This window comes from Microbacterium ulmi (assembly GCF_011759705.1).
GTDB classification, from domain to species: domain Bacteria; phylum Actinomycetota; class Actinomycetes; order Actinomycetales; family Microbacteriaceae; genus Microbacterium; species Microbacterium ulmi.
In genome coordinates, this window is the sequence record NZ_JAAOZF010000001.1 from 2244131 (window position 1) to 2268400 (window position 24270).

Consider the following 24270-nt stretch of genomic DNA (forward strand, 5'->3'; position numbering starts at 1 on the left):
CGTCAGCCCCGCCTGACGTGTCAGATCCGGTCGAACCACTCGGCGATGACATCCGTCCGGTCGACGAGGTCGCCGATGCGGACGGTCGCGTCCGGGCCTGTCTCGGACGCCGTCACATAGTGCAGGCGGACCGCCGCGTTCGCGAGGAACTCGACGAGCGTGGGGCGAAGCGTCGCAGTGGCGGTGCCCGCTGCGTCGAACGTCACGCGAGCCTTGACGGCGCGCCCGAGCACGACCTCCGCCGTCGACGACGGCGCGCCGGCGAGGGTCACGTGGATGCTGAGCTCGGTCCCGATGAGCTCCCACGACGCGCTCGCTGCCGACGGCGCGCCGCTCGGGAGCGTGTCGTCCTCCTCGGTCGGGTTCGTGGGGTCGGTCGGGTCGGTCGGCGTCCCGGGGTCGGTTGGATCGCTGGGGTCGGTCGGGTCGGTCGGCGTCCCGGGGTCGGTTGGATCGCTCGGGTCGGTCGGGTCGGTGGGCGTGCCGGGGTCCGTAGGATCCGTCGGGTCGGTGGGCGTGCCGGGGTCGGTCGGGCCGGTCGGTGTGCCCGGGCCGGTCGGCGTGCCCGGGTCGGTGGGCGTGCCCGGGTCGGTGGGCGTGCCGGGGTCGGTCGGGTCGGTCGGCGTGCCCGGGTCGGTCGGCGTGCCCGGCTCGGACGGGTTCGCAGGCGCCGTCGGACTCGTGGGGTCCGCCGCCCCGGGAACCTCCGCCCCCGGGTCGTCCGCCCGCGGTGCGGGCGAGTCGTCCGCCGCGGGCGGGGCGATGGGCGTCGCGTCCGCCGGCGGCGGCGTGGGAAGGTCGCTCGGAAGGGGCGACGGGGTGGCGGCATCCGTCGTCGCGGGCGCGGGAAGGACGCCGGCACCGCCCGGAACGCTCGCCTCCGCGACCGTCGCGGGCGGGCTGAAGGCGGGGATCACGACCGCCGCGGCGACCACGGCCCCCACGAGCACGACGCCTGCTGCGACGAGTCCGATCATCGCGCCCGCTCCCGTGAGGATGCCGCCCCCGGCGGCCGCGGCCGCTGCACCCGCGCCGGCGGCGGCCGCACCGGCGGCCGATCCCGCAGCGCCCGCGCCCCCTGCCGATCCCGCAGCGCCTGCGGCGCCGGCGGAGGAGCCCGTGCCACCGGCGGACGACAGGGCCGGCGCTGCGCCCGACGAGCCGATCGCTCCCGCGAGCGTCGCGCCGCCGTCGCCCGGGAAGACCGTGACGGCACCCTGCAGGACGGTGGACGGCATGGCGGCCAGTGCGACGAGCGGCGCGCCGCCGCCCTGCAGCGATGCGAGGTACGCGGCGGTGCCCGCGACGCCGATGGTGAGGGGGAGCAGCACGAGCGCGAGCCGGTTCGAGACCGACCTGGCCTCCGCGGCGACGATCGCGCAGCGGGCGCACTCCGCGAGGTGCTTGTCGACCTTGCCCCGATCGCGGGGGCCGACGTTGTCTCGCGCGTATGCGCCGAGTCGTTCGATCGTCCACTGACAGGCCGAGCCGTCCTGGACGGAGCGCAGGTGCGCCTGGACCCACGCCTCGCGAAGCCCCTCGCGGGCGCGGAACGCGAGCTGCGCGACGGCGGTCGCCTTCATCCCGAGCAGCGGAGCGATCTCTGCGGGCTTCATCTGCTCGATCTCGGAGTACCACAGCACCTCCTGCCAGCGGGTCGGGAGGCTGCGGAACGCCTGCGCCGTGATGCTGCGATCGAGGGCGTCGGATGTCGCCTGCTCGGTCGTCGCCGGATCCTCGACCGTCTCGAGCTCGTCGATCGTGCTCTCCTGACGGGCGCGGCCCCATCCGGCGGCCGTGTTGCGGATGCTCGTGAAGAGGTACGCGCGGAACGACCCCGTCGGGCCGCCGCCCTTCAGGATCGACTGGTAGATGCGCGCGTACGCCTCTTGGACGAGATCGTCGGCATCGAGGCTCGACGTGATCGAGCGCGCCACGGCGATGCCCGACCGGTAGTGCCGTCGCCACAGCTCGCCGAACGCCTCGCCGTCGCCGGACCGCGTGCGCAGGACGAGATCGGCATCGGCGACATCGCCCGTGCCGGCCGGCCCGGCTTCCTGTTCGATCACTGCTGCTCCGTGGACGCGTCGATGCGGCGGCACTGTCCGCCGCCATTGAAGAGACGCGCTGACGGGGTGTTTCATTACGCGACCTGTCCATTCTCACAGGCTCGGGGCCCGTCCGCTCGGAACGCGTGCGAAGTCGACGCCGATGAGACGGCCCACGGACGAATCGCGACGACCCGCGTAATAGATCCCCCTCCTGCGCGTCTCATCAGCGAGAGACGTTGCTCGCACTCTCCGGGGGGCTGGGTGCGGGCACCGGTGGCTGGGGGTCGGACGTGAGTCCGGACGACACCGGAGGCGGGCTCGGAAGGACTTCGGGGGGAGGGACTTCCGGGCCCGCCGCTCTGGGGACGGCGAGGCCGCTGCACCCTTGGGGGATGCAGCGGCCTCTGCATGCCCGGAGAGCTCGGCGAGGCGGCGGCGCACACCGCCGGGGATCGTGTCAGCCGCCGATGCCGCCGGTCCACACTCCGCGGACGCCGAGGTCGGCAGAGAGCAGCACGGCGTCGGCGACGAATCCCGGCGCGAGCGAGCCGAGCTCGTCGCCTCGCCCGATCGCCCGTGCGGGCACGGCGGTGAGCGCGCCGACGGCGTCCCGCAGCGGCACCCCGGCGCCGACCGCGAGGCGGAGCGCGGCATCCTGAGTCAGCGTCGAGCCCGCGATCGCTCCGCCGGCCACGAGGCGCGCGACGCCCGCGTCGACGACGACCTCGAGCGCACCCAGGTCGTAGCGGCCGTCGCCGACGCCCGCGGCGGCCATCGCGTCGGTCACGAGGGCGACGCGCCCCGGCGCGGACGCGAAGGCGATGCGGACGACCTCGGGATGCAGGTGCACGCCGTCGGCGATGATCTCGATCGTGACGCGCGGGTCGGAAGTCGCGGCCGCGACGGGACCGGGATCGCGGTGATGCAGCCCCGGCATCGCGTTGAACGCGTGGGTCAGGATCGTCGCTCCTGCATCGAAGGCGGCGACGGTCTGCGCGTAGTCGGCCGACGTGTGTCCGACGGCCGCGGCCGCGCCAGCGGCGACGATGGAGCGGACGGCGTCGAGGCCCCCCGGCAGCTCGGGGGCGATCGTGACCTGGCGCACCGTGCCGCGGCCGGCCGTCAGGAGGCGCTCGACGGCGTCGGGGGTCGGCGCGTGCAGCAGCGACTCGTCGTGCGCTCCCTTGCGCGCGTGATCGAGGAAGGGTCCCTCGAGATGAGAGCCGAGGATGTCGGCATCCGTGTCCACGAGGTCCGCGACCATCGCGGCGCGCCGCTCGAGGGTCGCGAGGGGCGCCGTCACGAGCGACAGCACGGCGCGGGTCGTGCCGTGCGCGCGATGCGCGGCGCGCGCGGCGCGGACCGCGTCGGGGCCGTCGTCGTACGAGAAGCCCCCGCCCCCGTGCCCGTGCAGGTCGATGTACCCGGGCGTGAGGAAGGCGCCGGGGCCGGCGACGGCCACGGCATCGACGACCGCGTCCGCCGGTGAGGCGCGCCACCCGTCACCTGTCCCGGCATCCGCGACGCGTCCGTCGTCGAAGCGCACCCATGCGTCGTCGGCGACGCCGTCGGCCTCGACGAGACGCGCCGAGTGGATGACGACGCTCATTCGGCGGCCCAGGGGATCTCGTCCGACGCGTGGAAGCCGATTCCGAGGCTCGTCCAGAGCGGGCCGAGAGCCCCGACGCGCGCCCGGAACGACCCCCACGTGCGCAGGTCGCTGCGTCCCGTCGCAGGCGACCATGCCGCCTCGGCCGCCGCCGCGATGCGCGGGAACGCCATCTCGTCGATGTCGGACAGGTCGCGGACCGTCTCGGTCCACATCGGCGCCTCGACGCCCAGGATGTCGTCGTCCGAGACGCCGGGGATGACGGCCGACGGCTCCCACGCATACGCGCGCTCGACCGACGTCGGGCCGTTCGCCCACGTGAGCCCGAGGGGCGCGTCGGCCGAGTACTTCATGTCGAGATAGACCGCATCGGCGGGAGAGAGGATGAGCTGCGCCCCGTTCTCGACGAAGGCGCGGGCCGTGACGTCCATCCCGTCGGTCGGCGCGACGAAGCCCCAGTACTGGCCGATCGTGTCCGGGGCGAGGCCGGATGAGGATCCCGCCTCGTGCCATGCGACCGGTGTCTTGCCGAGGTCGGCCACGATCCGCGTCACGCGCGACATGAACAAGGCGAAGTCGTCGGGGTCGGTGCCGTGCGCCTCGTCGCCCCCGACGTGGAGGTACGGGCCCGGAGTCATTCCGGCGAGCTCGCCGAAGACGTCGGCGAGGAAGTCGTAGGTCGCCTCGTCGTGGATCTTCAGCGACGAGAAGCCGACCGCGAGACCCTGGTACGGCACCCCGGCGAGGGGGAGCTCGTCGCCGTTCGCGGCGATCTGCTCCGTGACCACGGGCGCCTCTGCGAGCCCGGGGTAGGCGAGGCCGACGGCGTGCGTGTGACCAGGGGTGTCGAACTCGGGGACGACGATCATGTGGCGCGCGGACGCATGCGCGACGATGTCGGCGTAGTCCGCCTTCGTGAAGAACCCGCCCCGATCGCCTCCGATCGCGTTGTCGGCGGTCTTCGCGGTCAGCTCGGGGCGCGAGGCGAGCTGCAGGCGCCACGCCTGGTCGTCGCTCAGATGCAGGTGCAGGGCGTTGAGCTTGAGCCCCGCCGCGCGGTCGATGTAGGCCTTGACGGTGTCGACGCCGTGGAAGTGGCGCGCGACGTCGAGCATGACCCCGCGGTACGTGAACCGCGGGGCGTCCTCGATCTCGACGGCGGGGATCGTCCAGCCGTCGCCCGTCTTCGCGATGAGCTGCCCGAGCGTCTGGACGCCGTAGAAGAGCCCGGCGGCGTCGGCCCCCGTCACGACGACGGTCCCCAGGCCCGCTCCAGGCACCGCCGGCGCGCCGCCCGGAGCCTCAGGGCGCGTGGGCGCGGCTCCATCCACCGCGATGCGGTACGACTCCGGCGCTCCACCTGTCTCGATGCGCAGGTCGATCCCCGTGCGGCCGTCGAGGGCGAGCCCCGTGCGGGCCTCGACGAGCGCGGACAGGACGGCCGCGGCATCCCGGTCTCCCGTCACGCCGGTCTCGTCCGCGAGGCGGAACGGCGCCGCCCCGGATGCCTCGATCGAGGCGGGGGCGGGCACGACGGCGGGAGGGGTCACGGTGTCTCCATTCTGGGCGGCCGGCGCGCACGCCGCGAGCGCGAGGCCGGCCGCCGTCATGAGGATCCCGCCGGCGCGACGTCCATTCATGTAAGGATCCCTAACAAAAACGCTTGTCGCAACCCTACCGACCCTGCCGCCGAGTGTCCACGACACGCAGCTGCGCGTCCCGGTGCGCGGCGTCTCCCGGACACTCGGCGGGTGGTGCACAGGGCGGCATCCGATATGCTCGAACCGTCGCGACTGGCGTTGAGGTGGGCACCCACCGGGGAGCGACCGACTACGGCATTCGACCGCACGCCTGGGCCGATGTTCTGCACCACCGAGAAGATCGGGGTGCATCGAAACCACGAAGCCGCAGTCAAGGAGATCGACATGACCGATCAGTACTTCAACGCCCCGCTCGCCGAGGTCGACCCCGAGATCGCGCAGGTTCTCGAGCGCGAGCTCGAGCGGCAGCGCGGCTACCTCGAGATGATCGCCGCCGAGAACTTCGTGCCCGTCTCGGTGCTGCAGTCGCAGGGCTCGGTGCTCACGAACAAGTACGCCGAGGGCTATCCCGGTCGCCGCTACTACGGCGGCTGCGAAGAGGTCGACGTCGCGGAGGAGCTCGCGATCCAGCGTGCGAAGTCGCTGTTCGGCGCCGAGTTCGCGAACGTGCAGCCGCACTCGGGCGCGACGGCCAACGCGGCGGTGCTGCACGCGATCGCACGACCGGGCGACACCCTGCTCGGCCTCTCGCTCGACCAGGGCGGCCACCTCACGCACGGGATGAAGATCAACTTCTCCGGGCGTCTCTACAACATCGTCGCGTACGGGGTCGACCCAGAGACCTCGATCATCGACATGGACGAGGTCCGCCGTCTCGCGATCGAGCACCAGCCCAAGGTCATCATCGCCGGCTGGTCGGCCTACCCGCGCCAGCTCGACTTCGCGGCCTTCCGCGCGATCGCCGACGAGGTGGGCGCGCTCCTGTGGGTCGACATGGCCCACTTCGCGGGCCTCGTCGCGGCGGGCCTGCACCCGAGCCCCGTGCCGCACGCGCACGTCGTGTCGTCGACCGTGCACAAGACGATCGGCGGCCCGCGCTCGGGCTTCATCCTCACGAACGACCCCGACATCGCGAAGAAGATCAACTCCGCGGTGTTCCCCGGGCAGCAGGGCGGTCCGCTCATGCACGTCATCGCGGCGAAGGCGACGGCGTTCAAGCTCGCGGCCACGCCCGAGTTCAAGGAGCGGCAGGAGCGTGTGCTCCGGGGCGCGCACCTCATCGCGCAGCGGCTCGAGCAGCAGGACGTGAAGGATGCCGGCATCGCCGTCCGCTCCGGCGGCACGGACGTGCACCTCGTGCTCGTGGACCTCCGCGACGCCGAGATCGACGGCAAGCAGGCCGAGGACCTCCTGCACGAGATCCACATCACGGTCAACCGCAACGCCGTCCCGAACGACCCGCGCCCGCCGCTCGTGACGTCGGGCCTGCGCATCGGCACGCCCGCGCTCGCGACGCGCGGCTTCGGCGACGCCGAGTTCGCCGAGGTCGCCGACATCATCGCGCTCGCGCTGCTGCCGAACGCCGACGTCGCCGCGCTCCGGACGCGCGTGGCGGCCCTGACGGCCGCGTTCCCCCTGTACCCCGGCCTGCAGCAGTAGCGACGGCCGAGCCGAGGCATCCTCTCACCCGTGCGCGGCACCATCCCCACCCGCACTCGACGGACCCGCGAGAGACCACTCGGAACGTGAGAAGCCCGGCGGCGCGGGGTCTTTCGACGGGGTCTCCCAACCGGCAAGGAGCACACACATGACAGCACTCACGCTCGACGGCAACGCCACCGCCGCCGCGATCAAGACGGAGCTCAAGGAGCGGGTCGCGGCCCTCGCCGAGCGCGGCGTCGTCCCGGGGCTCGGGACGCTGCTGGTCGGCGACGATCCCGCGTCGCGCTCGTACGTGACGGGCAAGCATCGCGACTGCGCCGAGGTCGGCGTCTCGTCGATCTCGGTCGAGCTGCCCGCATCCGCCTCTCAGGAGGAGATCGCGGATGCCGTGCGCCGCCTGAACGAGGACCCCGCCGTGACGGGCTTCATCGTGCAGCTGCCGCTGCCGGCGGGGATCGACGAGAACGCGATCCTCGAGCTGATCGACCCTGCGAAGGACGCCGACGGCCTGCACCCGACGAACCTCGGCCGGCTCGTGCTCGGCGTCGACCCCTCTGCGGCGGTCGACGCTCCGCTGCCGTGCACGCCCGCGGGCATCATCGAGCTGCTGCGGCGGCACGACGTCGCGATCGCGGGGAGGCATGTCACGGTCATCGGCCGCGGCATCACGGTCGGGCGGCCGCTCGGCCTGCTGCTCACGCGCAAGGGCACGGACGCGACCGTGACCCTGACCCACTCCCGCACGGTCGACCTCCCCGCGGAGGTGCGTCGCGCCGACATCGTCGTGGCCGCCGTCGGGCAGCCGCACCTCGTGCAGGCCGACTGGATCAAGCCCGGCGCGGCCGTGCTCGACGTCGGCGTCACTCGGGTCGGAACGACCGAGTCGGGCAGGGCCAGGCTCGCCGGCGACGTCGACCCCGCGGTCGCAGAGGTCGCCGGCTGGCTGTCGCCGAACCCCGGCGGGGTGGGGCCGATGACCCGCGCGATGCTCGTCTCGAACGTCGTCGAGGCAGCCGAGCGCGCGCTCTCGACGTAGCGGCATCCCTGTCGGGAGTCCCGGCCCTAGAATGCGTCGCAGCTGGTCGCCTGCGCGCCCCCGAGGCGACCAGCTGCCGCACAATCTCGTTGGGCGCCGTCGTGAAGGTGTCAGTGGTGGTCGCATCGTGGCCCATGAGGCGACCGATTGCCGCACATTCTCGTCCGGGGGCGCGGGATGCCGCGGGCCGCGCGTCCGGCTGAGCGCGCGGACGACGAGCCGACGCGGGCCGCGAGGGGGCTACGTCGTGAAACGTGTGAGGAACGCGCGCGTGCGCTCTTCGCGCGGCGCCGAGAAGATCGCGCCGGGCGGACCCTCCTCGACGATCGTCCCGCCGTCGAGGAATGCCACCCGGTGCGCGACATCCCGCGCGAACGCCATCTCGTGCGTCGCCATGAGGATCGTCGTCCCCTCGTGCGCGAGGTCGCGGACGAGCTCGAGCACCTCGCCGACGAGCTCGGGGTCCAGGGCCGAGGTGATCTCGTCGAGCAGCAGCACCTCCGGCTCCGTCGCGATCGCGCGGGCGATCGCGGCGCGCTGCTGCTGCCCGCCCGAGAGCCGGTCGGGGTGCTCCTTCGCCTTGTCGGCGAGTCCCACACGATCGAGGAGAGCCAGCCCTCGCGCGTCGGCGTCGGCGCGCGGCATCCGTCGCACGACGCGCGAGGCGAGCGCGACGTTGTCGAGCACGGAGAGGTGCGGGAACAGGTTGTAGCTCTGGAAGACGATGCCCAGGCGCGAGCGGATCCGGTTGGCGTCGATGCGGGGGTCCGAGATGTCCTCGTCTCCGAGCACGATCCGCCCGTCGTCGATCGGCTCGAGAAGATTGAGGCAGCGCAGCAGCGTCGACTTGCCCGATCCGCTCGACCCGATGAGCGCGACGACCTCATGCGCGTCCAGCGTCAGGTCGACCCCCCGGAGGACGGGCCTGCCCGCGAAGGACTTCCACAGCCCCTCCGCACGCAGCAGGGCGCTCACAGGACCGATCCCGCCTGCTCGCGCTCGCGCAGCCGCGCCGTGTACCAGTCCGTGAGGCGGATCGTCGGGATCGCGAGCAGGACGAACAGGATGCCCGCGACGACGTAGGGCGTGAAGTTGTACGTGAGCGAGGAGACGGATCTCGCGGCGGCGACGGCGTCGATCGCACCGAGGATCGAGACGAGACCGACATCCTTCTGCATCGAGATGAAGTCGTTCATGAGCGGGGGCGTCACCTTGCGCAGCGCCTGCGGCAGCACGACGCGTCGCAGCGTCTGCACGTAGCCGAGGCCGAGGGCGCGGGCGGCGAGCCGCTGCGACGGATGCACCGCCTCGATGCCCGCGCGGATCACCTCGGCGACATAGGCCGAGTAGGTGAGCGTCACGGCGATGACGCCGAGCACGACGGGAGGGATGCGGGTGTTCAGGATCGTGGGGAGGCCGAAGCCGAACAGGTACAGCACGATGATGAACGGGAGCCCGCGGAACAGGTCGGTGTAGACGGCCGCGACGACACGCACGGGGAAGAAGACGGCTCCGCGAAGCGTCCGCAGAAGCGCGATCAGGAGCGCGAAGACGCTCACCGTGATGACGGACCAGCCCAGCACCTGCAGGTTCAGGAGGAACCCGCTCCATACTCTCGGGAGCGCCTGCAGCGCGACCTCGGGGTCGAAGAAGGATCGCTGGACCGCCGACCAGCCGTCCGTGTTGAAGACGAACACCCATGCGAGCATCCCGAAGGCGATCGTCGAGGCGATCGCGACGAGGACCGACCGCTGCGACTGACGCCTGCGATAGGCGCGCCGGTCGAGCTCGAGCGCACTGGGCTCATGCGTGGCGGCGCCGGGCTGATGCAGGGTCACGGGTTGACGGTACCGGACCGCGCTTCGGCGGGGCGCCTCACTTCAGCAGCGTCACGCCCTGGCCCGAGCCGAGCCACTTGTCGGTGATCTCGTCGAGCGTGCCGTCGGCGCGCAGCTTGTCGAGGGCCGCCGTGACCTTCTCGGTCAGCGGAGAGTCCTTCGCGAGGAGGAGCCCCCACTCGTCGGGCACGCCGGCCGGGGGCAGTTCGCCGACGATGAACGAGTCCTCGATGTAGACGCCGGTCGCGTAGTACGCGGTCGGCAGGTCGAGCACGATCGCGTCGATCTGTCCCGCCTTGAGCGCCGCGACGGCGTCCTCGTTCGAGCCGTAGAGCAGCGGCTCGACGTCGGGGTGGACCGCCTCGTCGATCGTCGTCGCGCTCGTGGAGCCCGACATCGCGCCGAGGGTCAGACCCTTGAGGCCGTCGAGGGTCGTGACGCCGTCCGCGGCGCCGCCCTCGATCGCCACGACGGCCTGGCTCGCCGCGTAGTACGGCGACGAGAAGTCGACGGCCTGCTTGCGCTCGTCGGTGATCGTGTACTGCTGGATGTTGAAGTCGAAGCTCTTCGGCCCTGGCGCGATCGCCGACTCGAAGCTCGTGCGCACCCACACGACGTCGTCCTGGTCGAATCCCAGCTCGTCGGCGACGGCGTAGGCGACGGCCGCCTCGAAGCCCTCCCCGGACTCGGGTTCGTCGTCGATGACATACGGGTAGTACGCCGTCTCGCCCGTCGCGATCGTGAGCTTCCCGGGCGTGACGTACCCTTCGTCCTCGGTCGACGCCGCATCGCCTCCCGCCGTCGACGGGGAGGCGCAGCCTCCCAGAAGCAGGGCGGCGGCCACGAGGGACGCGGCGACGGCGGTGCGCAGGGCAGGACGCGACATGGATGCCTCCGGTTCGGGGTGCGACCGCGCGTGCTGCGCGGCGGTCGCCATCCGTCCATCTTCCCGCCCGGACGGTGGGGTCGGGCCATCAATGGTCGTTTTGTTACGGCGAGCCGTCACGGCGAGCCGTCGCGGCGCTCAGAGGTTCTTGAGGAGCCTCTTCAGGAACCGCCTCGTCTTGGGCGGGAAGCCGGGGCTCACATCGACCGTGCCGTCGTGCCCGCCCCACTTTCCCGGATAGGCGCGCAGGAGCAGCAGGTCGTCGTGCGCACCGTCGTAGACGTGCTCTGCTTCCGACGTCGGGATCGTCAGCACGTGCGTCGCGACCCCCTGCGGGTCGGTGTCGGGGATGCCGGGTCCGCCGTGCACGCCCTCCTCCGACGTGAAGTCCTCCGTGTCGATGAAGTGCTCCAGGATCGCGAGGATGATCGAGATCGGCAGCACGAGCGGGGCGAGGATCCACAGGTCGTTCTCGTCGACGTACCCCCAGTAGTCCTGGTAGTCGACGAGATCGTGCGTGCCCGGCGTGAGGTAGGTGGCATGGCTGCCGCCCGCGATGAAGACGTCGAGGTCGACGCCGTCGCGGCCGAGCCCGCCGCCGGCCGCGGGTGACGGGATGCGCTGGAAGAGGTCGGCATCCTGGTACTCCTCGTGCACCGACGTGATGATCGCGAGGGGATGCGCGCGACGGATGTCGCCCTGCGCGGCGAGGTTCATCTCGCGCCGATGGAACACGAGACAGCATCCCTCGTCGTCACCCTCGTGCTCGTTGTCGAAGATCGCGGTCTGCCATCGCTCGAAGTCGTTGTACGCATAGAGGAACGAGTACTCGAGGAACGCGTGCTCGACGATGACGCGCCAGCTCTTGCCGTCGAGCGTCCAGCCCGGCGGAAGCGGAGGGAGGGACTGCCCCGCGTTCTCCGCCTCGATGAGGGACAGGATGAGCTCGCGCCGCTTCTCGTCGATCTGGAATCGCTGCAGGGGCGGCATCGTGGGGTCGTCGTCGGGGTCGTGCCGGAGGAGGCCTTCGGAGAGGTCGAAGTCGCGCCGCATGGCGTCGGGCGGATAGTCCTCCGCCGCGGGATCCGCGTCGGCCTCCGACACGAGCACGTCGTATCGGAGCACGTCGAGGAGGTTCACGTACTGCGCGAGCACGGTCATGCGCGGGCGCACCTCTCCCGGTGCGCCGCCGGGCGCCGGCTCGGTCGCGCGCGGCACCCAGGGGTTGCCCGGCACCGCGTTGTTTCCGCCCAGCAGGAGGTCGGTCGAGCCGAAGTGCTCGTTCGCGAAGGAGAAGGAGGCGCCGCTGGAGACGAAGGCGTCGCCGTCGACTGCGGCATCCGCCATCGCCGCCCGCGCTGCTTCCCCCTCCGCGATGATCCTGCGCACCTTGCGGAAGGTCTGCGTGTTCCCGACCGAGGACGGCGCGACGCCGTCGGGGTCGTACAGGACGGGCGGATCGTGCGGCACGCGCACGGCGATCCCTCCGGGCCCCCGCTCGTGGATGCCGACGCGCCACTGCTCGCGCACGTCGGGCGGCAGCTCGTCGAGCCGCGCCTTCACCATGTCGAAGCGATCGGCGAGCGCGATCGGGTGGAATCGCTCGTCCTCGTGGAAGTTGAGGTTCGGCAGCCAGTACTCCGCGAGCGTGCGCACCTGCTCCGCTGTCAGGGGCGCCGTGAGCCCGAAGGCGTGGTCGGCCGCGAACCGCTTCAGACGGGGGAGGTCGGCCATGTCAGGCTCCTTCCGCAATGGCGCGCACGCGGTCGGATGCCGCGGTGAGCAGGTCGATGAGGGGCGCGAACTCGCCGCGCAGCGGGTCGAGCGCCTTCTCCATGACGAGGCGGCACTCGTCCGGCACGACGGGACGGTCGCGCAGATCGGCGGCGAGGGAGGCGAACTGCGCCGGCAGCGTGTCGTGCAGGATGCGCAGGAACGCCTCGAACGGATCGAGGAAGGATGCCGCGTCCGCCGAGTCGGGTCGCCGCAGGAAGTCGGAGAACGCGGCGCCTGCGGCCGTCGCGAGAGCGTGCGCCTCGACCGCGGCAGGCTGGAACGGGCCCGATGCAGGGCCGTCCGGCGCGCTCCACGGCTGCGTGAGCGTCTGATGCGCGAGCGCCATGAAGGCCCGCAGCCGATCGACCGTCGCGAGCACGTTGTCGCGCGCGATGAACCGGCACTTGATGAGCAGGTCGTCGACCGTCGGCTCGGACTTCGGGAGGGCCCGCACGACGGCGGCCATCGTGTCGGGTCGCGCGAGCGCCCGCACGAAGACGCGCCGCACCGTGAACCGGCGGGCGAGTCTGTCGAACTCCTCGGGCTGGGGGCCCGGAAGCCCGAACGCGACACGATCGATCTCCAGCACCGACCCCGGCGCGAGGGCGTTGTGGTATCCGACGAGCCGGCCGTCGGCCCACAGGCGGGCCTGTCCGCTCGTGTGCCAGTCGAGCCGGACGTCGACGGGCCGCCCGAGCGCGGGCACCGAGCTCGCGAACGCCGCTCCGGCACCCCCCACGCGCACCGCGGCATCCGTGGGCTTCGACGGTCCGAAGACGGGTCTGCGGATGAGCAGGTCCAGCTCGACGCCCGCGGACAGCCGGAACAGCGCGGTCGACACGAAGCCCGCGACGCTGCCCGTGAGCCGCACCCGCATGCTCACGCCGACGATCTGCCGGAGCGGAACCGCGGGCACGAACTCGAAGAGCTGCCCCGCGAGCAGCGGCAGCACGAAGCGGCGGGACGACGCATCCGGCTCCAGCGTCAAGGCCTGCGACGCGGCCGTGGCCGCACCGCCGATCGACTGGAACTCACGGATGCTGCGACCCGGGAACTCGTGCAGGAGAACGGAACGCCACATCGCGGCTCCCTTCCTTCGAGGGATCGGACGCGCGGCCGCCGCGATCACCGAGGCCACGCGTCATGAGGGAGAGGGCGCGCGAGGACTCGTGATACCCGGCGTGTGCCGGCGGGGGAGTGCTCTTGTGCGGACACCCTACGCCCGCGGCCGCACGGGCGACAGGGCGGGGATCGACGCTCGCGCGCGCTCCCGCCGCGGCGCGGTCCTCGCGCGGCGGCCCGGCCCCGCGATGCGGTGCCGCCCGCGCGGCGTCTCCGCCCCGCGATGGTCCTGCGCGCGATCGGCCTCAGCTCTTGCCGAGGTCGTCGAGCATTCTGCGCTGCTCGGCGGTGAGCCCGTCCTGCAGCTCCTGCTGCGCGGCGCGCGACTCGGACGAGGGCGGGGCGGCCGCGGCATCCGGGGTCTTCCCTCCGCGGATGCCCGCCTCCGCGCGGTCGTACAGTGCGCCGGCCCGGGCATGCACTCGGTCGTCGATCGCGTCGTAGATGATCCATGCGAGCAGCAGCGCGAACGGGGGGAGGATCCAGCCCCAGAAGACTCCGCGGACCTGGACGCCGCTGAACCAGACGACGAGGAGCCAGATGATGAGCTCGACGACCAGGACGAGCCCGAACTGCACGAGCTTCTCTCCCGTCTTCGTGCGCTGGTCCGCCGACTTCGCGGCCATGCCGGCGAACCACTTCGTCACGGCGGGCTTGAGCCAGATCGTCGCGGCGGTGAGGATCACGCTCGCCCACAGCGCCGACCAGTCGACTGTCACGCCGGGGAGCACCCCCATGAGCAGAAGCACGACGACGTTGAACACGTAGAGCGAGACGAACCGCACGAGCCAGGTCTTCATACGCCTAGCGTGACACGGGTCGCCGCCCGAGGCCAGAACCGGTGCGAGTGCGCTCAGCCGATCGACACGAGCGTCGTCAGGTCGTCTCCGGGGAGTTCGTCCGCGATCGCGGTGACCGTGAGCTCGAGGAGGTTCGCCCCTCCCGAGATCGTCGTGAGGAAGGCCGTGTCCGCGGCATCCCGCCCCGTCGCGATGCGCACGAGCGTCGAGCGCGGAGCGAGGGCCGTCGCGTCGACGGCGCGCCATCCGCCCTCGACCCACGCCTCGGCGACGGCGTGGAAGTCCATCGGCTGCAGCCCCGGCGCATACACCGAGACCAGGCGCGCCGGCACGCCCATGGCGCGCAGCAGCGCGACGCACAAGTGCGCGTAGTCGCGGCAGACGCCCCTCCGGGCGAGCAGTGTCCGCACGGCTCCGTCTGTCGGGAGGGAGGCGCCTGGGACGTACGACAGATGCGTCCCGACCCACGACGACACCGCGGCGAGGAGGTCTGCAGGCTCGGCGATGCCGCCGAACTCGGCGAGCGCCGTCGGCAGGAGCGTGTCGGACTCGGCGTACCGGCTCGGCAGCTGGGCGAGCAGGCGGTCGTGCTCGCCGCCGGTCAGCGGCGCCGCCGTCCCGTGGACCTCGGCCTCGTACTCGACGACGAGCCGGCCGACGCCCGCGTCGAGTCGGTGCAGCCGCGTGCTGAGGGGAGCGAGCACCTCCCGGGGCGGGAGGGGCGACCCGTCGAGCGTCGCCGTGAAGGTCTCGCGGACGCGTTCGTACTGCCCGCTGACCGCGATGGCGAAGACGAGGTCGGACGGCGCGGTGACGTCCAGGACGATACGGCTCGAGACATTGCGTTTCACCGTCCCAGCGTCGCACGGATCGGATGCGGCCGGGTGTACGCCGCGGCGACGCGAGCCCGCCATGCTGGCCGCTGAGGCCAGAGATCACCGACGGCGCCGCGGACGAGAATGGAACCGCCGTGAAGACGGCAAGATCGTATACGATGTGTGGGCGGATGCCGCGATCCGCCGTGACGAGGGAGTCCAGATGACCGACAACCGCGAGACCCAGCTGCTGTCCTCCGTGCCCGACGGGCTCTTCATCGGAGGCGAATGGCGCCCCGCCGAGGAGGGCAGGACGCTCAAGGTCTACGATCCCGCGACCGGAGGGGTCGTCAAGGAGATCGCGAACGCGTCGCCCGCCGACGGCATGGCCGCTCTCGCCGCCGCCGATGCCGCGTTCCCGGCGTGGGCCAGGACGGCGCCGCGCGAGCGTGCCGAGCTGCTGCGCCGCGCATTCGACCTGCTCCAGGAGCGCAGGGAGGAGTTCGCGCTCCTCATGACGATCGAGATGGGCAAGCCCCTCGCCGAAGCGCGCGGAGAGGTCGCCTACGGCGGTGAGTTCCTGCGGTGGTTCAGCGAGGAGGCCTCCCGCGTCCAGGGCCGCTACGGGCCCAGCCCCGAGGGCACGGGCCGCATGATCGTGTCGCAGCATCCCGTCGGGCCGTGCTTCCTCATCACGCCGTGGAACTTCCCGCTCGCGATGGCGACTCGGAAGATCGCCCCGGCGCTCGCGGCGGGCTGCACCGTCGTCATCAAGCCCGCAGAGCTCACGCCTCTCACGACGCTGTACTTCGCGAAGCTCCTCGAGGACGCGGGGCTTCCCGCGGGCGTCGTCAACGTGTTCACGACCTCGACGTCGGGCGCGGTCTCCGAGCCTGTCATCCGCGACCCGCGCCTGCGCAAGCTCTCGTTCACGGGGTCGACCCAGGTGGGACGCACCCTCCTCGAGCAGTCGGCGCAGGGGATCCTCCGCACCTCGATGGAGCTCGGCGGCAACGCGCCCTTCATCGTCTTCGACGACGCCGATCTCGACAGGGCGGTCGACGGCGCGATGCTCGCGAAGTTCCGCAATATCGGCCAGGCGTGCACGGCGGCCAACCGCTTCATCGTGCAGCGGTCGGTCGTCGACGAGTTCGCGCGGCGCGTGACGGAGCGCGTCGCGGCGATGAAGATCGGCCGCGGCACGGAGGAGGGCGTCACGATCGGCCCGCTCATCGACGACCGCGCGGTCGCGAAGGCGGCGGCGCTGGTTCAGGATGCCGTCGCCCGCGGCGCGACCGTCCGCACGGGCGGCAGCGCGATCGAGGGGCCGGGAACGTTCTACGAGCCGACCGTCGTGTCCGATGTGCAGGCGGGCAGCGACATCCTGCGCGAGGAGATCTTCGGACCCGTGCTCGCGATCGTGCCGTTCGACGACGAGGACGACGCCGTGCGCCTCGCGAACGACACCGAGTTCGGCCTCGTCTCCTACGTCTTCACGGAGAGCCTCGCGCGCGGGCAGCGCATGATCGAGCGGCTCGAGACCGGGATGATGGGCCTCAACGTCGGTGTCGTCTCGAACGCGGCGGCGCCGTTCGGCGGGTGGAAGTCGTCCGGTCTCGGCCGAGAGGGCGGCGCCGAGGGCATCCACGAGTACCTGCAGACGAAGTACACCCTCACGCCGAACCCGTTCTGATCCGTCTCCGACGGCGACGTCCCGGGGCCTCGCGGAGGACGCTCGAGGATCATCCTCGAGGATGACGCGTGTCATCCCGCGCACCGACGAAGCCGGGCCCGGGCGTCCCTAGCGTGAGAGGCATGGTGACGAAGCCGCAGTCCACTGTCCGCTCACGGGCGACGACCGGCGCCCCGTCGCGGCTCGTCGTCTCGCGCGACGCGATCGCCGAGAACACGCGCCGCATGCGCGCGCTCGCCTCGACCCCGCTCATGGCGGTCGTCAAGGCCGACGGGTTCGGCCTCGGCGCGGGCGTCGTCGCGCGCGCGGCGCTCGCGGGAGGTGCGTCCGAGCTCGGAGTGGCGACGTGCGACGAGGCGCTCGCGCTGCGGGCCGACGGCATCGAGGCGCCCGTCCTGGCGTGGATGCTGCATCCTGGCGCGCCCCTCGCCGACGCCGTCGGCGCGGACGTCGCGCTCTCGTGCGCCTCGGTGGACCAGCTGGAGGCGGTCGCCGCGGCCGCTTCCTCCCTCGGTGTGACCGCGGCCGTCGAGCTCGAGGTCGAGACTGGCATGCACCGCTCGGGCTGCCCGGTCGAGGAGTGGGGCCCGCTCGTTCGGGCCGCGGTCGCCGCTGAGCGGTGCAACGGCGTCGACGTGCGCGGCGTCTGGACGCACTTCGGCGCGACCGACGACGATCCGACGTCGTTCGCCGATCCGCTTCTGCGTCTCGATGCCGCGTGGGCGACGGCGAGAGCCCTCGGCCTCCGACCGCGCAGGCGCCATGCGGCGTCGTCGCTCGCGACCGCCATCGCGCCGGCCGCACGCCTCGGCCTCGTGCGGGTCGGCGCGGCCCTCTTCGGCATCGAGCCGGTGGCGGCACGCCCGCTGGGGCTCGCGCCGAGCATCCGATGGGAGACCTCCGTCGCACAGCTCCGCGACGTGCCCGCGGGAGCGTCCGTCGGCTACGGAGGCGGCTACCGCACGTCGCGCCGCGGGCGCCTCGCTCTGCTGCCGCTCGGCTACGCGGACGGCATCCCCCGCTCCGCCTGGCCGGGCTCCACCGTCGTCATACGGGGGCGTCGGCATCCGCTCGTGGGAGCCGTCTCGATGGACCAGTGCGTCGTCGACGTCGGCGACGCCGGGGTCGGCGTCGGCGACGAGGTCGTGCTGATCGGAGAGGCGTCGCGGGGTGAGCCGACCCTCGCGGAGTGGGCGATGCTGCTCGGGACGATCCCGCAGGAGGTGCTCACGCGCATCGGCGCGCGCGTCGAGCGGGTGTCGGACGGGCGTGCGGCGTGAGGCGGCAGGTGCTCGTCCTGTCGGGCGGCGAGAGCAGCGAGCACGAGGTGTCGGTCGCGTCGGGCCGGGACGTCGCGGCGGCCCTCGCGGAGACGCACGCCGTCGTGGAGGTGCACATCGACCGCGCGGGCGGCTGGCGCATCGGGGGCGCGGGATCGCCGTCGTTCCGCATGGACGAGGTGCTCTCCGAAGTCGCCGACGGCACGATCGTGTTCCCCGTGCTCCACGGCGGGTGGGGCGAGGGCGGAGGACTCCAGGCCGAGCTCGAGCGCCGCGGCATCCGCTTCGTCGGATGCGATGCCGCAGCATCCGCCCGAGCGCTCTCCAAGCGCGCGACGGCTCGCGCGTGCGCGACGGCCGGCGTCCGGGTCGTCCCGACGTGCGCGCTCGACCGGGCCGCGTACGTCGCCGATCCGGGGCTCGTGTCGGCTGCTCTCCGGGTCGCTGACGACGGGCCTGTCGTCGTCAAGCCGGATCTCGGCGGATCGAGCATCGGCGTGCATGTCGTCCCTCGCGGACGGAGCCTGCGCGCCGCGCTCGACGACGTCTTCGCGCAGGATGCCACGGCCCTCGTCCAGCCCCTGATCGAGGGGCGGGAGGTGAGCATCGCGGTGTGGGCCGACCCGGACGGCGGTCTGCACGCATCCGGCGCGTCGCTGCTGCACCTGCCCGCGGATGCGGCCGGCCAGGGATTCACCTTCGAGCACAAGTACGAGGGCGGCGGCGCCGTCCTCGAGATCCCCGCGGAGCTGCCCGGCCGCGCGCTCGACGAGCTGCAGGCGGCGGCCTTCGCGTGCTTCGCGGCGGTCGGATGCCGCGACCTCGCCCGCATCGACTTCTTCCTCCACGAGGACGGGCGCCCCGTCCTCAACGAGATCAACACGATCCCCGGACTGCGGCGCACATCGCACTTCCCGCGGCTCGTGGCCGCCGCGGGCGTCGGCTACGACGAGCTCCTCGATGCTCTCGTCGAGGCGGCCGCGGCGCGGGCGTCGACTCCGGCGCTCGCCGCTGCGGGTCGACGCTGACGCAGACGGCGCCCACGCGCGCGCTCGCCCGTGTCTGCGGGCTCCGCCATGATGGGGGGATGGATGCCGCGAGGCTGCGTTCCGAGCGGCTCAGGTCGCACCGCCTCAGCGCGCCTGCGCCGACCCTCGTCGCGGCGGCCGGGCATGTGCTCGCGACGCAGGGCCAGGAGTTCTGGGGCGGCCGGTGGGCGCTCGCGGCACGTACGAAGGGATCGCCCCGGCTGTCCTCGGTCGACGCCGCGTTCGACCGAGGTGAGCTCGTCCGGTCGTGGACGATGCGCGGCACGGTCCACGTCATCCCGCCGCGCGACCTCGCGTGGGTGCTCTCGCTCACGGGCGAGCGCCAGTTCCGCACGGCCGCGTCACGGCAGCGGATGCTGGGGCTCGGCGAGGAGGAGATGGTCCGCAGCGAGCGCGCCGTGCGCGGGGCGCTCGCGGGCGGCAACCGGCTGACGCGGGCGGAGCTGTTCGACATCTTCCGTGGCCTCGGGATCGACCCGCGCGAGCAGCGCGGAGTGCACCTCCTGTACGCGATGTCGGTGCGCGGAGTCGTCGTGCAGGGGCCCGTCGTCGCTCGCGCCTCGGGACCTACGCGCGAGCAGTACGTCGTGCTGTCGGAGGAGTGGGTGCGCGAGCATGCGACGCCGGCCGACCCGCTCGCCGAGTTCTTCGTGCGGTACATCGACGGCCACGGCCCCGCCGGGGCAGCCGACTTCGCGTGGTGGTCGGGGCTGCCGATCGGCACGGCGCGTCGTGCCGTCGAGGCCGCGGCCCACCGCGTGACCGAGGTCGAGGACGGCATGTACGTCTCGACGTCGCCGCCGCGGCGGCATCCGTCGGCTCCCGAGGTCGTCGCTCTTCCGCCCTTCGACGAGTACTTCCTCTCGTACGCCGACCGCTCTCCCGCCTGCGCCGCGCTCGAGCAGGTGCCGCTCATCGCGACGGGCGGCGCGATGCGCCCCATCGTCGTGGCCCGCGGGGTCGTCGTGGCGACGTGGCTGCACTCCCTCGCGGTCGGCCGGCACGAGGGCGATCCCGTGCCGGAGCCGCTCGTCGACGGCGCCGCGACGGATGTCGAGGTCGCGGCGGCACTCGAGCGATACCGACTGTTCGTCACGGGCTGAGGCCGGGCCGCGGCATCCGTTGCCGCCTCGCCCAGCCGCGCGGGCGGCCGCGTGACGCCGGTCCCGGCTCGCCCGGGTGTCGCGGCTGCGGCGGAAGGGACGCGGGTGTCGCGGATCCGGCCTCAGCGGGACACACCAGCCGGCCGGGGAGGCGTCAGCCCTGCGCGTGCCGGTCGAGGAACGCGTAGACCTCGCCGTCGTCGACCCCGGGGAACGCGCCGCGCGGGAGCGGCGAGAACATGTGCTGGTGCACGCGGGCCGACGGCCACGCCTTGCCCGACCAGCGCTCGGCGACGGACGCGGCGGGCCTGCGGCAGCACGACTCGTCGGGACACGTCGAGACCGCCCGCTTCTGCGTCTCGCGCCCGCGGAACCACTTCGCATCGTCGAACGGGACGCCGACGGTGATCGAGAACTCGCCCGCCGACGTCGTGCCCGTCTGCGTCGAGCACCAGAACGTGCCTGCGGGGGTGTCGGTGTACTGATAGTGCTCGGTCGTGCGGTTCTGCTCTTCGAAGGCGGCGCGCGCGAGGAAGCGCCGGCAGACGATCTGACCCTCGACGGCGCCCGTGACATCCATCGGCACGGGCAGTCCGTCGTTCTCGTACACGCGCGAGATGGCGCCCGATCCGTCGACGCGCAGGAAGTGCAGCGGGATGCCGAAGTGATGCGTCACGAGGTTCGTGATCCGCATCCCCGCGGCCTCGTGCGTCACCCCGAACGCGTCGCGGAAGTCCTCGACCGCGAGGTCCCGCTCCTTCTTGCGCTGCGACAGGAAGGCGACGGATGCCGTCTCCGGCATGAGACAGGATGCCGCGAAGTAGTTGATCTCGAGCCGCTGCTGCAGGAAGTCGGCGTAGTCGGTGGGGCGCTGGTGCCCGAGCAGCCGGTGCGCCATCGCCTGCAGCGCCATCGAGCGCAGGCCGTGCCCGCCGGGGATGGAGGCGGGCGGGAGATAGATCCGGCCGTTCTCGAGGTCGGTGACCGACCGGGCGGAGTGCGGGAGGTCGTTGACGTAGATGAGCTCGAAGCCCAGCTGCTCGGCCATGATGCTGACCGTGCGATGCGTCAGGGCGCCTGAGACGTGCCCCGCAGCGCGCAGCTGCTTCTCGGCGAGCTTCTCGATCTCGGGGAGGTAGTTGTCGAGCGTGCGCATGTGCAGGCGCAGCTCGGTGTTGGCGCGGCGCGCCTCCTCCGGGGTGGCGATGGCCTCGCTCTCGCGACGCTGCAGCTCGCGATGCAGCCCCAGGATCGCCTCGATGGTCTCGTCGCTCATCCCTTTCGTGACCTTGACGGGCGGGATGCCGAGCTGCCGGAACACGGAGCTGGCCTGCGCCCGCTCGAGCTCGATCTCGAGCGCAGCCCTGCGGTTGGGCGGCTCGGACGAGAGGAGATCGGTCACCTCGACGCCCGTCGCGACGGCGATCGCCTGCAGGAGCGAGAGCTTGGGCTCGCGCTTGCCGTTCTCGATGAGGCTCAGTTGGCTGCCCGCGACACCCACCCGCTCGCCGAGCTCGTCGAGGGTGAAGCCGTGCGAGATGCGCTGGTGGCGGATGCGATGGCCGAGCGTGGAGAGTTCGAGCGAGGTCGGAGCCATTCCTTGAGAATAGCGAAAGAATTGAGGAATTTGCGCCCGAGCTGACCGGAAACTCCGTCGAGGAGGGAGTCACAGTGGAGGAACACGACGGATCCACATCGAGCAACGCCGACCGAGAGGACGCCTCATGGCCCTGGCCGACATCTTCACACGACCCGCTTCCGGCGGGATCGCCCCGATCACCGGGCCCGCGGAGGCGCACGGCGCCCGTCCGTCGATCGCCGGAAAGGGCATGGCGGCGCTCGAGCGATGGGTCGAGGAGATCGCCGCGCTGACGCAGCCCGCACGCATCCACTGGGTCGACGGCTCGCGGGCCGAGAACGAGGCGCTCCTGAAGGAGCAGGTCGACGAGGGCAAGCTCATCAAGCTCAACCCGGAGTGGCGCCCGGGCTCCTACCTCGCCCGCTCGCATCCGAGCGACGTCGCCCGCACGGAGGGCCGCACCTTCATCGCGTCCGAGCTCGAGATCGACGCGGGCCCCACGAACAACTGGGCCGACCCCGTCGAGATGCGCGAGACGATGCACCGCGTCTTCGCGGGGTCGATGCGCGGGCGCACCATGTACGTCGTGCCGTTCTCGATGGGCCCGGTCGGCGGGCCTCTCTCGCACATCGGCGTGCAGGTCACCGACAGCGCGTACGCCGTCGCGTCGATCGGCATCATGACGCGCGTCGGCACGGACGTCGTCCGCGAGATCGCCGACGGCGCCCACTGGGTCAAGACGGTGCACTCGGTCGGCGCTCCTCTCGCGCAGGGGGAGCAGGACGTCGCGTGGCCCTGCAACGACGAGAAGTACATCGTGCACTTCCCCGACACTCTCGAGGTGTGGTCGTACGGCTCGGGCTACGGCGGCAACGCGATCCTCGCGAAGAAGTGCTTCGCCCTGCGCATCGCGTCGGTCATCGGCCGCGACGAGGGGTGGCTCGCGGAGCACATGCTGCTCATCCGGGTCGTCTCGCCCGAGGGCAAGGCGTACCACCTCGCGGCCGCGTTCCCCTCGGCGTGCGGCAAGACCAACCTCGCGATGCTGCGTCCCACGATCCCAGGATGGCGCGTCGAGACGCTCGGCGACGACATCGCGTGGCTGCGCCCCGGCCAGGACGGGCGCCTGTGGGCGATCAACCCGGAGGCCGGGTTCTTCGGCGTCGCACCGGGGACGGGGGAGTCGACCAACGTCACGGCGGTCGAGACCCTGTGGGGCAACACGATCTTCACGAACGTCGCGCTGCGGCCCGACGGCGACGTGTGGTGGGAAGGCCTCACAGACGACCCGCCCGCCGAGCTGACCGACTGGGAGGGCAATCCCTGGACCCCGGCATCCGGTCGGCCCGCCGCGCATCCCAACTCGCGCTTCACCGTGAGCGCCGCGCAGTGCCCGCAGATCGCCTCTGACTGGGACGCCCCCGAGGGCGTGCCGCTCGACGCGATCCTGTTCGGCGGCCGGCGGGCGACGAACGTCCCGCTCGTCGTCGAGGCGACGGACTGGGCGCACGGCGTCTTCATCGGCTCGAACATCTCGTCGGAGCGCACCGCCGCAGCCGAGGGGACGGTGGGCGAGCTGCGCCGCGACCCGTTCGCGATGCTCCCGTTCTGCGGCTACAACATGGCGGACTACTTCGGCCACTGGCTCGCGGTCGGGCAGAGGCTGCGCTTCGACAGGGCCCCGCGGATCTTCCAGGTCAACTGGTTCCGCAAGGGCACGGACGGTCGCTTCCTGTGGCCCGGGTTCGGCGACAACTCGCGCGTCATCGACTGGATCATCCGTCGTGTCGAGGGCAAGGTCCCCGCGGTCGACAGCCCCATCGGCCGCCTGCCGCGGGCCGAGGACCTCAACCTCGACGGCATCGACGTGCCCCCGGCGGACCTCGACGAGCTCTTCGCCGTCGACCCCGAGCTGTGGCTTTCCGAGACCGACCTCACGGAGCAGTTCTACTCGACGTTCGAGGGCCGCGTCCCCGCCGCGCTCTACGCCGAGCTCGCGGCACTGCGCTACCGCCTCAAGCGCGCGCAGCGGGACTGACCGGCCGACCGCGCCGGCGGCGGATGCCCCGAGCCTCGCGAAGGCGGGAGGCTCGGGGCATCCATCGTCGTGATCCCCCGTGCGGTCGTCACCGATCGCGACGTGCGCGCTCGGAGGTCCGCGATGCGGGACGGCTCGAGCCTCGTGCGCCGACGAGCCATCCGATCGCGAATCCGATGCCGAGCAGCGCCGCACCGGTCACGAGGGACCATACGAGGGCCGTGGTCGACACGGCCCCCGGCACGAACGACGCGTGTGCGAGCGGCTGATACGCGAACCAGCCGAACGTCGCGGGCGTGGTCAGATCGACGGCGATGACGCCGAGGCCGACGACGGCCACGAGCGACGAGGCCATGAGCAGGATGACGACGAGGCGACGGGCGAGGGGCACG

Annotated in this window: 19 protein-coding genes and 1 riboswitch; of the genes, 7 read left to right on the forward strand and 12 right to left on the reverse strand. The window is 72.2% G+C overall.

Annotated features, from left to right (window positions below; all coding sequences use genetic code 11):
- Window positions 1-20: 20 nt before the first annotated feature.
- The 3 genes from FHS08_RS10550 to FHS08_RS10560 form a co-directional block, all read right to left on the reverse strand.
- The gene (locus FHS08_RS10550) at window positions 21-2069 is read right to left on the reverse strand and encodes a sigma-70 family RNA polymerase sigma factor (RefSeq protein ID WP_167038743.1); all 2049 of its coding nucleotides are present in this window, start codon (window positions 2067-2069) and stop codon (window positions 21-23) included.
- Between the two features lie 439 nt (window positions 2070-2508).
- Window positions 2509-3660, reverse strand: a complete 1152-nt coding sequence (locus FHS08_RS10555; RefSeq protein WP_167038745.1) for an N-acetylglucosamine-6-phosphate deacetylase — start codon at window positions 3658-3660, stop codon at window positions 2509-2511.
- On the reverse strand, window positions 3657-5300 hold the full coding sequence (locus FHS08_RS10560; protein WP_243847275.1) for a family 20 glycosylhydrolase: 1644 nt from the start codon (window positions 5298-5300) through the stop codon (window positions 3657-3659). Before FHS08_RS10560 ends, FHS08_RS10555 begins: the two co-directional genes overlap by 4 nt.
- A gap of 139 nt (window positions 5301-5439) precedes the next feature.
- Window positions 5440-5524: riboswitch (ZMP/ZTP riboswitch) on the forward strand.
- A gap of 61 nt (window positions 5525-5585) precedes the next feature.
- Between FHS08_RS10560 and glyA the strand changes: the two genes are divergently transcribed.
- Window positions 5586-6860: a serine hydroxymethyltransferase gene (gene glyA, locus FHS08_RS10565; RefSeq protein WP_167038747.1), complete on the forward strand. Its 1275-nt coding sequence runs from the start codon at window positions 5586-5588 to the stop codon at window positions 6858-6860.
- 148 nt (window positions 6861-7008) lie between these two features.
- Window positions 7009-7899 (forward strand): bifunctional methylenetetrahydrofolate dehydrogenase/methenyltetrahydrofolate cyclohydrolase, encoded by an 891-nt coding sequence (locus FHS08_RS10570; protein ID WP_167038749.1) that lies wholly within the window; start codon window positions 7009-7011, stop codon window positions 7897-7899.
- 240 nt (window positions 7900-8139) lie between these two features.
- Here FHS08_RS10570 and FHS08_RS10575 read toward each other — a convergent pair whose 3' ends face one another.
- The 7 genes from FHS08_RS10575 to FHS08_RS10605 form a co-directional block, all read right to left on the reverse strand.
- Complete coding sequence (locus tag FHS08_RS10575) at window positions 8140-8874, reverse strand: ATP-binding cassette domain-containing protein (RefSeq protein WP_167038751.1); 735 nt, start codon at window positions 8872-8874, stop codon at window positions 8140-8142.
- Window positions 8871-9737 carry an ABC transporter permease subunit gene (locus tag FHS08_RS10580; protein WP_167038753.1) on the reverse strand — a complete coding sequence of 289 codons (867 nt, stop codon included), beginning with the start codon at window positions 9735-9737 and terminating at the stop codon, window positions 8871-8873. The genes FHS08_RS10575 and FHS08_RS10580 overlap by 4 nt, the downstream gene beginning before the upstream one ends.
- 37 nt (window positions 9738-9774) lie before the next feature.
- Window positions 9775-10674: an ABC transporter substrate-binding protein gene (locus tag FHS08_RS10585; protein ID WP_424960795.1), complete on the reverse strand. Its 900-nt coding sequence runs from the start codon at window positions 10672-10674 to the stop codon at window positions 9775-9777.
- A gap of 87 nt (window positions 10675-10761) precedes the next feature.
- Entirely contained in the window at window positions 10762-12357 is a 1596-nt protein-coding gene (locus tag FHS08_RS10590; protein WP_167038755.1) for a hypothetical protein, read from the reverse strand.
- A 1-nt stretch (window position 12358) separates the two neighbouring features.
- Window positions 12359-13480, reverse strand: a complete 1122-nt coding sequence (locus FHS08_RS10595) for a hypothetical protein (protein ID WP_167038757.1) — start codon at window positions 13478-13480, stop codon at window positions 12359-12361.
- Between the two features lie 286 nt (window positions 13481-13766).
- On the reverse strand, window positions 13767-14321 hold the full coding sequence (locus FHS08_RS10600; RefSeq protein WP_167038759.1) for a hypothetical protein: 555 nt from the start codon (window positions 14319-14321) through the stop codon (window positions 13767-13769).
- A 53-nt stretch (window positions 14322-14374) separates the two neighbouring features.
- A complete protein-coding gene (locus FHS08_RS10605; RefSeq protein ID WP_167038761.1) occupies window positions 14375-15172 on the reverse strand; it encodes a transglutaminase domain-containing protein in 798 nt (265 codons plus the stop codon).
- 187 nt (window positions 15173-15359) lie between these two features.
- On the opposite strand from FHS08_RS10605, the gene FHS08_RS10610 reads away from it, so the two are divergent.
- The 4 genes from FHS08_RS10610 (at window position 15360) to FHS08_RS10625 (ending at window position 20261) form a co-directional block, all read left to right on the forward strand.
- Window positions 15360-16829, forward strand: coding sequence for an NAD-dependent succinate-semialdehyde dehydrogenase (locus FHS08_RS10610; RefSeq protein ID WP_167038763.1), 1470 nt, complete (start codon window positions 15360-15362; stop codon window positions 16827-16829).
- A 122-nt stretch (window positions 16830-16951) separates the two neighbouring features.
- Window positions 16952-18109: an alanine racemase gene (alr, locus tag FHS08_RS10615; protein ID WP_167038765.1), complete on the forward strand. Its 1158-nt coding sequence runs from the start codon at window positions 16952-16954 to the stop codon at window positions 18107-18109.
- Window positions 18106-19137 (forward strand): ATP-grasp domain-containing protein, encoded by a 1032-nt coding sequence (locus tag FHS08_RS10620; protein ID WP_167038767.1) that lies wholly within the window; start codon window positions 18106-18108, stop codon window positions 19135-19137. The genes alr and FHS08_RS10620 overlap by 4 nt, the downstream gene beginning before the upstream one ends.
- Before the next feature lie 59 nt (window positions 19138-19196).
- Window positions 19197-20261, forward strand: coding sequence for a winged helix DNA-binding domain-containing protein (locus FHS08_RS10625; RefSeq protein ID WP_167038769.1), 1065 nt, complete (start codon window positions 19197-19199; stop codon window positions 20259-20261).
- Window positions 20262-20415: 154 nt separating this feature from the next.
- Here the strand turns inward: FHS08_RS10625 and FHS08_RS10630 are convergent, their stop codons facing one another.
- A complete protein-coding gene (locus tag FHS08_RS10630) occupies window positions 20416-21858 on the reverse strand; it encodes an XRE family transcriptional regulator (RefSeq protein WP_167038771.1) in 1443 nt (480 codons plus the stop codon).
- 127 nt (window positions 21859-21985) lie between these two features.
- Here FHS08_RS10630 and FHS08_RS10635 point away from each other — a divergent pair, with 127 nt between their 5' ends.
- Window positions 21986-23878 carry a phosphoenolpyruvate carboxykinase (GTP) gene (locus FHS08_RS10635; RefSeq protein ID WP_167038773.1) on the forward strand — a complete coding sequence of 631 codons (1893 nt, stop codon included), beginning with the start codon at window positions 21986-21988 and terminating at the stop codon, window positions 23876-23878.
- An 88-nt stretch (window positions 23879-23966) separates the two neighbouring features.
- On the opposite strand, the gene FHS08_RS10640 is transcribed toward FHS08_RS10635, so the two are convergent.
- A complete protein-coding gene (locus tag FHS08_RS10640; RefSeq protein WP_167038775.1) occupies window positions 23967-24269 on the reverse strand; it encodes a hypothetical protein in 303 nt (100 codons plus the stop codon).
- Between the last annotated feature and the right edge of the window lies 1 nt (window position 24270).